12 protein-coding genes and 1 pseudogene are annotated in these 12903 nt (G+C 40.4%); 4 read left to right on the top strand and 9 right to left on the bottom strand.

All coding sequences use genetic code 11. The features are described from left to right. Nucleotides 1-14: 14 nt before the first annotated feature. Together HDEF_RS12920 and HDEF_RS01575 are read right to left on the bottom strand one after the other, a co-directional pair. Nucleotides 15-119, bottom strand: a pseudogene (locus tag HDEF_RS12920) (ATP-dependent 6-phosphofructokinase); the annotation flags it as partial. 320 nt (nt 120-439) lie between these two features. Next, nucleotides 440-1063 carry a TIGR04211 family SH3 domain-containing protein gene (locus HDEF_RS01575; protein WP_012738027.1) on the bottom strand — a complete coding sequence of 208 codons (624 nt, stop codon included), beginning with the start codon at nt 1061-1063 and terminating at the stop codon, nt 440-442. A gap of 257 nt (nt 1064-1320) precedes the next feature. On the opposite strand from HDEF_RS01575, the gene HDEF_RS01570 reads away from it, so the two are divergent. The 4 genes from HDEF_RS01570 (at nt 1321) to mepK (ending at nt 6411) form a co-directional block, all read left to right on the top strand. Next, the gene (locus HDEF_RS01570; protein WP_012738026.1) at nt 1321-2631 is read left to right on the top strand and encodes an adenylosuccinate synthase; all 1311 of its coding nucleotides are present in this window, start codon (nt 1321-1323) and stop codon (nt 2629-2631) included. Between the two features lie 77 nt (nt 2632-2708). After that, a complete protein-coding gene (rnr, locus tag HDEF_RS01565) occupies nt 2709-5057 on the top strand; it encodes a ribonuclease R (RefSeq protein WP_012738025.1) in 2349 nt (782 codons plus the stop codon). Beyond that, nucleotides 5050-5793, top strand: a complete 744-nt coding sequence (gene rlmB, locus HDEF_RS01560; RefSeq protein WP_012738024.1) for a 23S rRNA (guanosine(2251)-2'-O)-methyltransferase RlmB — start codon at nt 5050-5052, stop codon at nt 5791-5793. Before rnr ends, rlmB begins: the two co-directional genes overlap by 8 nt. 60 nt (nt 5794-5853) lie before the next feature. Beyond that, on the top strand, nt 5854-6411 hold the full coding sequence (gene mepK, locus HDEF_RS01555) for a peptidoglycan L,D-endopeptidase MepK (RefSeq protein WP_012738023.1): 558 nt from the start codon (nt 5854-5856) through the stop codon (nt 6409-6411). 234 nt (nt 6412-6645) lie between these two features. Here mepK and HDEF_RS01550 read toward each other — a convergent pair whose 3' ends face one another. From HDEF_RS01550 to purE, 7 genes are all read right to left on the bottom strand, one after another. Then, nucleotides 6646-7308 carry a hypothetical protein gene (locus HDEF_RS01550; protein ID WP_012738022.1) on the bottom strand — a complete coding sequence of 221 codons (663 nt, stop codon included), beginning with the start codon at nt 7306-7308 and terminating at the stop codon, nt 6646-6648. A gap of 42 nt (nt 7309-7350) precedes the next feature. Further along, nucleotides 7351-7686, bottom strand: coding sequence for a hypothetical protein (locus HDEF_RS01545; RefSeq protein ID WP_044612239.1), 336 nt, complete (start codon nt 7684-7686; stop codon nt 7351-7353). A gap of 216 nt (nt 7687-7902) precedes the next feature. Beyond that, nucleotides 7903-8175, bottom strand: a complete 273-nt coding sequence (locus HDEF_RS13680; protein ID WP_234809507.1) for a type III secretion system chaperone — start codon at nt 8173-8175, stop codon at nt 7903-7905. Nucleotides 8176-8193: 18 nt separating this feature from the next. Beyond that, nucleotides 8194-9876: a group II intron reverse transcriptase/maturase gene (ltrA, locus tag HDEF_RS01535; protein WP_012738021.1), complete on the bottom strand. Its 1683-nt coding sequence runs from the start codon at nt 9874-9876 to the stop codon at nt 8194-8196. Between the two features lie 616 nt (nt 9877-10492). Further along, the gene (coaE, locus tag HDEF_RS01530; RefSeq protein WP_012738020.1) at nt 10493-11113 is read right to left on the bottom strand and encodes a dephospho-CoA kinase; all 621 of its coding nucleotides are present in this window, start codon (nt 11111-11113) and stop codon (nt 10493-10495) included. A 104-nt stretch (nt 11114-11217) separates the two neighbouring features. Continuing rightward, on the bottom strand, nt 11218-12318 hold the full coding sequence (gene purK / locus HDEF_RS01525) for a 5-(carboxyamino)imidazole ribonucleotide synthase (RefSeq protein ID WP_012738019.1): 1101 nt from the start codon (nt 12316-12318) through the stop codon (nt 11218-11220). Beyond that, nucleotides 12315-12839 carry a 5-(carboxyamino)imidazole ribonucleotide mutase gene (purE, locus tag HDEF_RS01520; RefSeq protein ID WP_012738018.1) on the bottom strand — a complete coding sequence of 175 codons (525 nt, stop codon included), beginning with the start codon at nt 12837-12839 and terminating at the stop codon, nt 12315-12317. Before purE ends, purK begins: the two co-directional genes overlap by 4 nt. Nucleotides 12840-12903 lie beyond the last annotated feature (64 nt).

The raw sequence follows: 12903 nt of genomic DNA, 5'->3' as shown, positions 1-12903 counted from the left end.
GTATTGGCGGTATCTCACCAATTATGTTTGAATTTTTTACGTTTATTATCTAGAGTAATACATTCAGAAATAGACTCATGCACCATTTTATCATCCCGCACTCCTACACAGCAACTCACCTCTTGGCTCAATCATTGAGGTCGATTTCTTCCCCTTCACTGTGAAAGGTGTAATGGCTGTGTAATGGTATGGTACTGTTAACAAAGTAAATGTTTAAAATAATCTCTGTTTTTGAGGATGATAAAAGATGAAAAACAGACAGTATCCCATTAAAGAGGGGGGGATTTTATAAAATAATCGAACCTCATAATTATCTTCACATAAGCCACTTACTCCGATTCTTATCAAAGAATGATCACCTGATTTATATCAATTTATTATCCAAAACTCAGATTTCCCGATCAATGAGACAAACCCGATCAAATATCAAATACATGACCTAATCCATCCAACGGTGATTTCTTTTACGACGCGGAATCAAAAAAGGAAGCAGCAAACCCAAAATAAAGCCTGTGCCAGCCACCATTCCTCCGTAAGTAAACCATTTCATCATGATGTTGTTTTTCTCGGCATTTGTTTTATTTTCAATTTCGTTGATCTGTTGATTGCGGATAGTAAGCTGCTCTTTTAATCCTTTATTTTCACTTTTTAAACCCTCAATCAATTTTTCACTGAGCGCAATTTTTTCTTGTATTTCTTGGCTACGCTCTTTCAAACGATGGTGAGTGTCATTTAATTGATCCGTTAAATTTTTAATTTTCTGCTCCAAGTCGGGTAAACGTGAAAGTTGGCTTGGTACTTGGCTGAGCTGCTTCGCAGGGAGCCAAACAACACGTCCTTTTTTATCGCGGATTTGAGCATACTGAGTGGTGGTGTGGACGTCCAGCAAAGTGACGGGTTCACCTGCTTTTAATACACCGAGGATACGATACTCATCCCCAGGGCCGCTATGAACATAGGTCGTTAGGTTATCTGAAATATAACGTTCTTCTTCTGCTGCTTGTGCACTTAAAGAGATAGGTAAACTCAATATCGCAAGATAGATGCAATGTCGTTTTTGCATGATGTCATCGTTTTCATTAATAAGGTAACTGGAAATGAGCTAAATAGTAGATGTTTAATGGCGCAGATGCAACGCGCTTATCATTTTAACCTCATTTGAATTGACTGCCCTCAATACGGCGTTGCAAAAGATTTCATCAAACCGCCCATCATTAAATCCATCGAATTTTTCAATTTTTTTAAAAAAACAAATAAAGTGCTGTCAGCATAAAAATCAAATGTTAGAATCTTTTTTTAAGCAATTAGGTGATTTTTGACATGGGTAAAAATATAGTCGTGCTTGGAGCACAATGGGGTGACGAAGGTAAAGGCAAAATTGTTGATTTGCTGACTGAACGGGCAAAATATGTTGTGCGTTATCAAGGCGGGCATAATGCCGGCCACACCTTAATCAGCAAGGGTAAAAAAACGGTTTTACATCTAATCCCTTCTGGCATTTTGCGCAATAATACCATCAATATTATTGGTAACGGCGTGGTCTTGGAGCCTCATGCTTTAATCAAAGAGATCAAAGAACTTGAGATGCAAGGTGTGCCTGTTCGTAACAGGTTATTGCTGTCTGCCGCTTGTCCACTGATCCTTCCTTATCATGTCGCTTTGGATAATGAAAGGGAAAAAGCGCGAGGGAGCAAAGCCATTGGTACCACCGGCCGTGGAATAGGGCCTGCTTATGAAGATAAAGTCGCCCGCAGGGCATTACGTTTAGGTGATCTTTTCAATCAAATAACTTTTGAATCACAGCTTAAAGAGGTCATTGAATACCATAATTTTCAATTGGTCCATTATTATAAAGCAGAGCCGGTTCACTACCAGCGTGTTGTTGAGAGTATATGGGGCATTGCCGATATATTAAAAAATATGGTGATTGACGTCACGCAAGTATTAAGCCAAGCCAGAGAAAAGGCTGAAAATTTACTATTTGAAGGCGCACAAGGCACTTTTTTAGATATCGATCATGGTACTTATCCTTATGTGACCTCTTCTAATACCACTGCGGGGAGTGTCGCAACAGGTGCTGGTTTTGGTCCTTTGTACATTGACTATATTTTGGGGATCGTCAAAGCCTATTCGACTCGTGTGGGGGCAGGCCCTTTCCCTACCGAACTCAATGACGAGACAGGGAATTTTCTTCGTGATAAAGGCCATGAATACGGCGCCACGACAGGCCGAAGCCGCCGTACAGGGTGGCTTGATGCCGTCAGCTTGCGGCAGGCGATTCAAATGAATTCCTTATCTGGTTTGTGTATGACCAAATTGGACGTATTGGATGGGCTAAAAACCGTTAAAATTTGCGTGCGTTATAAGAGAACTGATGGCACGGAAACCATGAGTACCCCTATTACATCGGCTGAGTGGGCAGAAGTTGAACCTATATATGAAGCCTTACCGGGATGGAAAGAAAGCACATTTGGCATTAAAGAGAAAAGCCAGTTGCCTCAAACGGCGTTAAATTACATCAAACGTGTTGAAGAACTGACTGGTGTCCCGGTAGATATCATTTCTACCGGACCCGATCGCGAAGAAACCATTATTTTGCGACACCCATTTGATGAAATGATAAAAAAATAGAAAAAGATCGACTAAAATTTTTTACAAAATGCGCTTTTGGCATTGTAATGACAATAGACAACGAAGGAGAAATTTTGATGTCGCAAGATCCTTTCTTTGAACGTGAAGCAAAGAAATACGAATCTCCTATTCCTAGTCGAGAATTTATTTTAGCGCACCTTGCTCAACGTGAAACGCCTGTTAGCCGTATAGAGTTGGCTAATGATCTGAATTTATCAGGTGAAGCGTCTCTGGAAGCCCTGAGGCGTCGTTTAAAAGCTATGGAACGTGATGGACAACTGGTTTTTACTCGCCGTCAATGTTACGCGTTGCCAGAACGCTTAGATTTATTAAAAGGCACGGTGATAGGCCACCGTGATGGTTTTGGTTTTTTACGTGTTGAAGGGAGTAAAGACGATTTATATCTTTCTGCGGAACAGATGAAAAAAGCCATTCATGGTGATGTCGTTCTGGTGCAACCCTTGAGCCCTGATCGCAAAGGGCGAAGGGAAGCACGGATTGTGCGAGTCTTGGTACCCAAAAAAAGCCAGATTGTCGGTCGTTATTTTGTCGATGCCGGTGTCGGTTTTGTTGTGCCCGATGACGCCCGATTGAGCTTTGATATTTTGATTCCATCGGAACATGCTCAAAGCGCCCGTATGGGATTTCTGGTGGTGGTAGAGCTCACTCAGCGCGCGACCTATTGCAGTAAAGCTGTAGGTAAAATTATTGAAATATTAGGGGAGAATATGGGTACAGGCATTGCCGTTGATATGGCGCTACGTACCCATGAAATTCCTTACCTCTGGTCAGATGAAATAAAAAAAGAAATAGGCCAATTAAAGGAAGAGGTTCCCGAAGAGGCTAAACAAGGACGAGTTGATTTACGAGCATTGCCTTTAATGACCATTGATGGTGAAGATGCCCGTGATTTTGACGATGCGGTGTATTGCGAAAAAAAACGAGGAGGGGGTTGGCGTTTATGGGTGGCGATTGCAGATGTGAGCTATTACGTTCGCCCTAATACCGCACTGGACGATGAAGCAAAAAATCGAAGTAATTCAGTCTATTTCCCTTCTCAAGTCATTCCGATGCTGCCTGAAATTTTGTCAAATGGACTCTGTTCCCTCAATCCATCAGTGGATCGTTTATCCATGGTCTGTGAAATGACGCTTTCTGCGCAAGGCAAACTCTCATCTTATCGATTTTATGAAGCCACCATAAAATCACACGCACGTTTAACTTACACAAAAGTATGGCGCATCCTTGATGGTGAACAAAGCTTACGTGATCAATATCAACCTTTGATCCCTCATCTTGAAGAGCTTTATGCGATGTATAAAATGCTTGATCGTGCAAGAGAACAACGCGGAGGGATTGCATTTGAAACAGAAGAAGCCAAATTCATTTTTAATGAGCAAATGCGGATAGAACGCATTGAGCCTTTATTACGAAATGACGCACATAAATTGATCGAAGAATGCATGATTCTAGCCAATATTGCCGCTGCCCGTTTCGTTGAAAAACAGAAAGAGCCAGTGCTTTTTCGCGTCCATGATCGCCCTTCAGACGATGCTATGACAGGATTACGCAGCGTTTTGGGTGAACTCAGTTTGGCATTAGGAGGCGATCTCAAACCACAACCCAAAGATTATGCAGAACTGATGTGTAAAATAGCGGATCGCCCAGATCAACAAATGTTGCAAACCATGCTACTGCGATCTATGAAGCAGGCGGTTTACGATCCCGAGAACAGAGGGCACTTTGGTTTGGCATTAAGCTCTTATGGGCATTTTACTTCCCCTATTCGCCGTTATCCTGATCTCGTGATGCATAGAGCGATTAAATATCTCCTTTGGAAGACATCGAACGAACAAAATACGAAGCAACAAGATCCTCTCAAAACACGCTCAACACCGACTGGAGGTTGGCACAGCACCTATGAAGAAATGCTTGAACTGGGCCAACATGCTTCCATGGCAGAACGTCGTGCTGATGAAGCGACCAGAAATGTGGCTGATTGGTTAAAATGCGATTTTATGCGTGATCAGGTTGGGAATGTCTTTATAGGGATCATCACCACCGTGACTGGTTTTGGATTTTTTGTTCGTCTTGATGATTTTTTAATTGATGGTTTGGTGCATGTTTCTAGTCTGGATAACGACTATTATCGGTATGACAGTATTGGGCAACGTATGATAGGGGAATCTTCAGGGATCCTTTATCGTTTAGGGGATACGGTGAAAGTTAGGGTAGAGGCGGTGAATATGGATCAACGTAAAATTGATTTTTCTTTAGTTTCCAGTGACAGAAAACCTCAAGTCAAAGGGAAAACCGCCCGAGAAAACGCAAAAAAAACCAAAATGAAAAATACGAAAACGCCCCCTCAAAAAAAGCGGGCGAGAACCAATCCAAAAAAAACCACTATTAAGAAAGATGATGAGTGACATTATTTACGGTTTCCACAGTATTAAAGCATTTTTAGAGCATCACCCAGAGCGTTTTTTGGAAATTTTTATTTTACAGAATAATGACAGTTATCGTCTTCAATCCTTGGTAAAAGAGCTCAAATCGGCTGGTCTGAGTATTCTTTTCACTTCTCGCCAATATTTAGACGCTCAAACTGGCGGCGGAGTCCACCAAGGCATCATGGCGAAAGTGTGTTCTGCGCATCAGTATCAAGAAAATGAGTTACCAGCCTTACTCAATAGCTTGGATACCCCTTTTGTTTTGGTATTAGACGGCATCACTGATCCTCATAATTTAGGGGCCTGTTTACGTAGTGCCGAGGCCAGCGGCGTACAGATCGTCATATTGCCACGTGATCGGAGTGCTCCTTTGAACGCCACTGTAAAAAAAGCGGCCAGTGGCGCTGCCGAAAATATTCCCGTGATCAGGGTTACCAATCTGGCTCGTACTCTCAGAGTATTGAAGGAATATCATCTTTTGATTATAGGTACGGCAGGCGAAGCAAAAAAAACGGTGTATGAAGCGAGGATGACAGGCTCTATGGCTTTAGTGATGGGATCCGAAGAAAAAGGGCTACGTCGTTTAACTCGAGAGCATTGTGATCATTTAATACGAATTCCCATGCTGGGCAGGGTCTCTTCTTTAAACGTATCGGTTGCCACTGGTGTTTGTCTGTTTGAAGCAGTACGTCAACGCAATATGAAAAAGATATGAATTCCATTTTTTATAGGTCGTTAAGGTTATTTAATATTGATATTATTCACAGAGACAGCTATGGATAAAATAGATATGCATCGACGGAAGTGGTTTATTTTAGGAGGCGCTTTTTTGGGATCGGTTCTGTTATCTCCTTTGGGTTTGGCGGCATCCCGTCCGAAGCCGAGAATACTAGAAATTAATCACACTCCTACAGGAGAATTTATTAAAACAGAGTTTTTCGATGGAAGAAAATATAATAAAAAAGGGCTGTCTCGTTTAAATTACATATTTCGAGATTTTAGAGCCAATAAATTAAAATCTATTGACTCTCAATTATTTAATCAACTGTATCGTTTACAAAATTTATTGGGTACCAATAAACCTATACAGCTTATTTCAGGTTATCGAACAAAAAAAACCAATAATTTGTTAAGAAAGAGCAGCTCTGCTGTAGCTATAAACAGCTTTCATACTTTAGGTCGTGCTGTGGATTTTTACATTGAAGGCATACCACTGAACAAAATTTATAAAGCGGCATTAAGAATGAGAGCCGGGGGAGTAGGTTATTATCCTAAAAGTCATTTTATTCATATTGATACTGGTCCGGTACGCAACTGGTCATCATATCAATAGAGCTCTGATGCAATCTAAAAGTATTTTCACTAAAAGTTGTGTCACGGATGAAAACATACAGATCTCCATTTTCTCTTTATCCAAAGCCCCTTAAAAGCTTTCATATCCAGGCGCTGTCCTTTTTTATCACCCTCAAAAAAACAAAGCCTATCTTAATATTAACTTTGTTAACAGTGCCATATCACGCTGAGTAACCCAACAACGCCCTGCACTCGCGGGCTGGGTCAATTTTATCTAAACATTTTCAGAATTCTCGCTGTTGATAGCGGATAGCATTTTTAAAAGCTGAGGTTTTAAAAGATATAGGTTATGAAGCTCAAATTTGGCATCCTTTTTATTTCGTTCTATGAATATTTTACTGCTTATTTTTTTACCATCTTCTGGTATTGAATAATATTTCTTAGAAAACAACCGTAATTCTTGATTGAGATTTTGTTTAACAACTTCTAAAGTTTTACCACTTAAAATAGAACTCAAGTCTATGCCATCTTCCTGGATTATTTTTTTCATATTTGCTATCTGCTCTTTTGTTAAAGAAGTCTTGTTTTTTGTAAAAAAGTTTTGTTTAGAATTATTTTTGGTTTTATTATTTTCCATTTTTTCTAGCTTGGCTAAAACAGCGTTTTTTACTACTTGAATGTTATACTTCAAAGTAGGGTCTGAATTGTCTAATATTTCAGTACCATATTTGAGAGTGTTTTTATTTTTTATGATTTTATATAGCATTGAGTATAACTTCGAGTACTGAAGGTGTTCATGATGGCCCTTTATTTCTTTGTCGATTTCGTTCTCAAGCTCTTCTTGAATGTTCTTTAAAGAAACGCTGTTGTTATCGAGCTCACTGTGTTCTAGAATCTTCTGAAGCATTTCGTTCCTATATGCAAAAAATAACTTCATTGTAGATTTAGATCCTTCGAGCGTGAATAAAAAATCGTTTTCTTAATAATCTGTCAAGGTAGTCAGCACTCGTTCAACGAAAGAATCTTGCAAAACAGTAGCCCCAAAATTTTTATTTATAATCAGTTTTGCAATACATTGCATCGGTTTAGAAAAATTCATCGATTCAAGTATCGAATTGAGCCATCCTTGAACCAAATGAGCGTTATTCGCTTGATTTATGGAATGATGGAAGAGAATCGACCTACCAGTACGAACTATCTCTCTGGTGTGTTCGCCAAAAAATCCAGTGTCTATAGCATAATCCTGAGCGATTGGTAGACTGCGATACAAAATGCGTTTAGCTAAATTGTTGCGGGTAATGAAACCGCCAGTCATACGTTTAGGCTAATCCATTCAATTTACTACTATTATCCAGTGCTTTATAAAATAGGATATTTCCTAAGAGCTTCACGTTCGAAATCGTTAGGTATCTCATATGTTTAAGCTACTTTTTTTAAAAACGCCCGCCTACAGTAGTGTTTATCATTAAAGACGCTTGTGTAGCCTGACCTATTTTTGGTAAATTTTCCTGCCAGTATTGGACTTGATCTATCAGTGTTTCAATGCCGCATCAGGGGTCAGGATATCGAGAGCGATTAAACAAAATAATATCACGTGCTGACTGGTAGTATCATAGCCAAACCAGCAATGATTTTTGGCTATGCCGAATAAGTGAATCTGCAATAGAGAGGAAAAAAAACTACCTGAAAGAGGTTTTGTAATCTGCATCACAGGTGAGAAAAAATAGACATGGTGATTATGATTAGGTAAGCAGGCCGCAAGTGCCCACTCCCTCAAGAACCGTACGTGCGAGTTACCCCGCATACGGCTCACGCAACTTACTCACTTCAACATTTTTCCTTTTTTGCTATGTAATTGTCTGTGGCAATTAGCATGTAACAATCTTAGATTAGCCAGCTTGTTGTCACCCCCTTCAGCTTTAGGCTGAATATGATGAACATGCAATTGTTCACCATTGTCCAACTCTTGATCACAGAGAGGACAATAACCTTTCTGTCGCTTATAGAGGTTAACTTTGACACCGTAAATAAAAGGCTGTTTACGTGCCTGCCTATTACGCCAATAGTCACGCAATTCCGGATTGTCGGGGGAAGCATTTTTTGGAACTAGCCAATGACGCTGTATTTTTGTCCATGCATGCTTCCAAAGAAATCCACCGGTTGATTTATCCATAAATACTGAATAGTCTTCTCTACCTGGTATCTTGCCTAAGTAGTGTTTTCTTCGCCACCACCAGTGTTTATTGGGATGACGTCGATACAAATATCTACGTTGGCGGATCCACATCCATTGGTCTAATGCACTGAATGTTCTTTTTGAAGCACCAATACGATAGTAATTACACCATCCTATTATCTTGGCATTCAGTTGTCTTATTCCTTCTTGTGTCGGCATACCGATAATACCTTTCCAGGTCATTCTCATTTGCTGTTTGTACCTTTTCATCGACTCCTTTGAGGGCTTCGTTAACAATATATATCCCCGTTTTCTGTGGCGATTGTCATAATGTCGTATATTAAATCCCAGGAAGTCGAATCCTTCCTTCAAGTGTTTGATACTGGTTTTTTCTTCAGAAAGAGCTAACCCTCTCTGAGCTAACCAAATTTGCAACTTTATTTTGGCAGTTTCGCACTCTTCACGGGATTTACCGAATACGACAAAATCATCCGCATAACGAACTACTGCATAAGGTTGCCCTTGTTTTGGCGTGCCGTTTTTCCAGTATTGAATACCCAGTAAGGTCTCCATTCCGTGGAGTGCAATATTGGCCAGTAGTGGACTGATAATCCCGCCTTGCGGAGTACCTGCAACATTGGGTATATAGTTGCCATGTTCCAGCACACCGGCTTGTAACCATTGTTTAATCATGTTTCTTTCGGGGAATCCCCCGATTTTTTTTATGAGAAAATTATGGTCAATGTTGTCAAATGCGCCTTTAATATCTGCATCTAGTACCCAGTGCCGTGTCCCTCGTGCTCTGGCAATACAGAAAATTTTTTGTATTGCGTCATGGGCACTTCGCCCCGGTCTAAATCCGTAGCTGACTGGTTCAAATTTTGCTTCCCAATAAGGTTCCAGCGCCGATTTAACTATCGCTTGTCTACAGCGGTCGAGAATGGTTGGGATCCCAAGAGGGCGTTTTTTTCCATTCTTTTTTGCTATGTAAACTCGTTTTACTGGATAAACCTTTTCTGAAGTTGTTTGGCTTAATAACTTATAAAGATGTTCTCGTCCTTTATGGTCATTAATTACCTGATTATCTACTCCAGCCGTGTGTTTTCCCCGATTGACCTGAGTGACTTTCCTGATAGCCAGAAGATGGTTAGCTCTTGATTTCATCATGAGTTTTTGCAGATTTCTGACTTTCTTTAAGTCACCTGTTGCTGAAGCCCTATATATTCTTTGCCTTAGATTATTAATCATGGCTGTCACAACACGCCAGTTAATAGCATGCCATTCCAGTTGTTGTTCATAGTTTTGATTTATTACGTTTGCCATAGGCATCTAACTCTTCTAAATCAATTCATAACCTTGGTAAAGGATTATATGGGTAAGTCACCCGTTCCACGTCAGCCTCTTTTCAGAGTAAAGTAATTACCTCTATCAATCCTGTTATGATTTCCAGTTGCCTTTCGGCTGATTGCCTTCGCTTTTTGGAACGTCTTATGCCCACTGTCTCTTAGTATTTACATCAACACTAAAAGATTAATGGGGTTACCGTGTTTCACACCATGAAGATACATTGAGTGGGCTGCCTCCTCTATGCCGGGGAACGGGATCCGTCGTAAAGAACGAACACTCTTCTTTACCCGTTTCTAACTGTCGTTAAACTTCCCCATAACACGTCACATCTGATTTCGTGTTTTACTTGCTTACGACATTTTAATAACGGAGATTCACTTTATTCAACCCATTTCAGTTTTGCCTTGCCCCTATTTCTTATTCAGCTTAATACTTTAGTTAGGCTTTCATTCTCGCTTAGCACAAGAGAATTACTCCTCTTGCACCGAGTAAGTGGCAATAAGGTTTCGGATCAACCTTACCCTTTTTCAAGGGACTTCTGTGGTGCAACTTTCACGTCGCACATGTTCAACAAGTATCATTGTGTTGATATCACTCATCAATGTAAATCCTCTGATGAAAAACAGGCCGCCAGTTTTAAGTATTGATGGTGAAGTGATCGTACTACCGCAGGCAATTTTTCAATAGCCCCATTGTTGCTAATCACATCGTCAGCCAACGCGAGGCGCTGCTTTTGAGAAAGCTGTGACGCTAAAATTTTTTTAACTTCTTCTTGAGTGACATTGTCTCTTTTCATGGTACGTAGTAATTGTGTTTTAGCACTGACATCCACGACCAAAATTCGATTAGCCCTGTGATGTAAATGATTTTCAAACAATAAAGGCACGATCCAGATCAGATAGGGTTGAGAAGACTGATGCATTTGATGCAGAGATTCTTTTTCAATGAGTGGGTGTAATAATCGATTTAGCCATTCTTTTTCTTTTTGGTCATTAAATATTTTTTGACGTAATGCCGCTCTATTAAGGGTGTCACCATCCAAAAGAATATGATGGCCGTATCGTTTTATGATTTCATTCCATGCCAAACACCCTGGTTCAACCAATTGACGAGCAATAATATCGGTATCTATCAAGGAAACATTCAAGCTTGCAAAAATATCCGAAACAGTACTTTTCCCACTCCCCACACCACCTGTCAGAGCAACGATGTAGCTCATTATTATTCTCAATATTAAATGGCGATTTAAATAAAAATTGAATATATCGTATTTTAGAAAAAAAAGAGAATAAATTAAAAACAAAAAATGCGCGCGCCTCTTTTTTAAAGATCTGTAAAATTTTTTGGCGTATTTTCCAATTTTTCTTTTGCTTTAAGTAATCCCACTTGATCACTTTGAGGCAGCAAAGGCGCTAATGCATCCAGGGTTTCGATTAATCGATTGATACTAGGATCGTTTAAATTCAGGTGCCCTAATTTTCGACCCGCTCTGACTTCTTTGCCATACCAATGAACATGTATTAAAGGTAGTGATAGCCAAGATGGGTTAAGGTGAATACCAATCAAGTTCAACATGACCGAGGGGCTACTGACCACAGGTAAAGGTAGAGGCAAGTCTAAAATAGCTCTTAAATGTAGCTCGAATTGACTGATAGAAGCCCCATTTTGGGTCCAATGCCCGCTGTTATGTACCCGAGGAGCAAGTTCGTTAATCAATAAATCATTCCCTACAACAAAACATTCCATCGCCATAACACCGATATAATCGAGTTTATTCATAATACGAGATAACATCGATTCTGCCGGAGCTTGCAATCTTTGCTGCTTTGTCGGGAAAGCAACACTGGCACGTAAAATACCCGCTTCATGCCAATTATAGGTAATAGGATAAAAGACCGATTGCCCTCTATGATTGCGTGCCCCTATTAATGATATTTCGTACGAAAAGGGAATCCCTTTCTCAACAATACAGGCAGCATCATAAAGATCAGAAGGAAGCGAATGTTCTTCTCCAGGGCGCAAACACCATTGCCCTTTTCCATCGTAGCCTCCCTTTCGACGTTTCACTACGGCTAAGGAGTCAAAAGAAGAAAACACTTTTGGCCAAAGCTCTGCTTTTGTTAATAATTGCCAAGGTGCCGTTGGGAGTGAGAGTTCGTCTAATAATTGCTTTTGGGTGAATCGATCGGCTAAAAGCGGAAAGGTATCACGGTTAATCAATAAGGGATGCTGAGCCCATTGACGAACAAAGAGGTTGTCAGGCCAATGTTCAATTTCAGCTGTAATAATGTCCGGTGGCGCTCTCTTTTCTCTTGATTCGTCGATTTCAAGACAAAGCGGATACACTTTAATTCCTAAGGGTTCCCCTGCCTGTCTTAACATTTGCCCTAACTGACCCTGACCTAAGATGTAAACTGTTTTCATTTTTTCTCACGTGGATCCCGATGATTGAGAACCTCCTGTGTTTGTTGTTTACGCCATTCTGTCAAACGGTATGCCAATGTGGGATCTTGTAAGCCCAAAATTTGCGCTGAGAGTAAGGCGGCATTTGCTGCGCCTGCCTTTCCAATGGCCAGTGTCCCAACAGGAATACCACGTGGCATCTGCACTATCGAATAAAGGCTGTCTATTCCATTTAGTGAAGTGCTTGCTACGGGGACACCTAATACAGGTAATAAAGTTTTAGCTGCGATCATGCCAGGCAAATGCGCCGCTCCACCAGCGCCTGCGATAATAACACTGAAGCCACGAGTTTCTGCCTGTTCAGCAAATTTGAATAAATTATCGGGGGTGCGATGAGCTGAAATAATTTCCGCATCATAAGCAATTTTTAACTCGCTCAATATATCTGCTGCTGGTTTCATGGTATCCCAATCACTTTGTGAGCCCATGATAATCGCAATTTTCGCTCTGATTTTTTCGGAAGAAAATACATGTATGGTCATAAAAATTTTACTCCAACTTTACGCTTTTTAATCAAAAAAAGAGCTAGATTATAACATGAGGCCA

This window comes from Candidatus Hamiltonella defensa 5AT (Acyrthosiphon pisum) (genome assembly GCF_000021705.1).
GTDB lineage: Bacteria > Pseudomonadota > Gammaproteobacteria > Enterobacterales > Enterobacteriaceae > Hamiltonella > Hamiltonella defendens.
Note: the sequence above shows the minus strand (reverse complement) of the source record. Positions and strands in the feature narration are given on the sequence as shown.

Bases quoted from the DNA above. Each gene is read 5' to 3' on its own strand.
- HDEF_RS01575 (WP_012738027.1), bottom strand. From the start codon at position 1,063: ATGCAAAAACGACATTGCATCTATCTTGCGATATTGAGTTTACCTATC.
- HDEF_RS01570 (WP_012738026.1), top strand. From the start codon at position 1,321: ATGGGTAAAAATATAGTCGTGCTTGGAGCACAATGGGGTGACGAAGGT.
- rnr (WP_012738025.1), top strand. From the start codon at position 2,709: ATGTCGCAAGATCCTTTCTTTGAACGTGAAGCAAAGAAATACGAATCT.
- rlmB (WP_012738024.1), top strand. From the start codon at position 5,050: ATGAGTGACATTATTTACGGTTTCCACAGTATTAAAGCATTTTTAGAG.
- mepK (WP_012738023.1), top strand. From the start codon at position 5,854: ATGGATAAAATAGATATGCATCGACGGAAGTGGTTTATTTTAGGAGGC.
- HDEF_RS01550 (WP_012738022.1), bottom strand. From the start codon at position 7,308: ATGAAGTTATTTTTTGCATATAGGAACGAAATGCTTCAGAAGATTCTA.
- HDEF_RS01545 (WP_044612239.1), bottom strand. From the start codon at position 7,686: ATGACTGGCGGTTTCATTACCCGCAACAATTTAGCTAAACGCATTTTG.
- HDEF_RS13680 (WP_234809507.1), bottom strand. From the start codon at position 8,175: ATGCGGGGTAACTCGCACGTACGGTTCTTGAGGGAGTGGGCACTTGCG.
- ltrA (WP_012738021.1), bottom strand. From the start codon at position 9,876: ATGCCTATGGCAAACGTAATAAATCAAAACTATGAACAACAACTGGAA.
- coaE (WP_012738020.1), bottom strand. From the start codon at position 11,113: ATGAGCTACATCGTTGCTCTGACAGGTGGTGTGGGGAGTGGGAAAAGT.
- purK (WP_012738019.1), bottom strand. From the start codon at position 12,318: ATGAAAACAGTTTACATCTTAGGTCAGGGTCAGTTAGGGCAAATGTTA.
- purE (WP_012738018.1), bottom strand. From the start codon at position 12,839: ATGACCATACATGTATTTTCTTCCGAAAAAATCAGAGCGAAAATTGCG.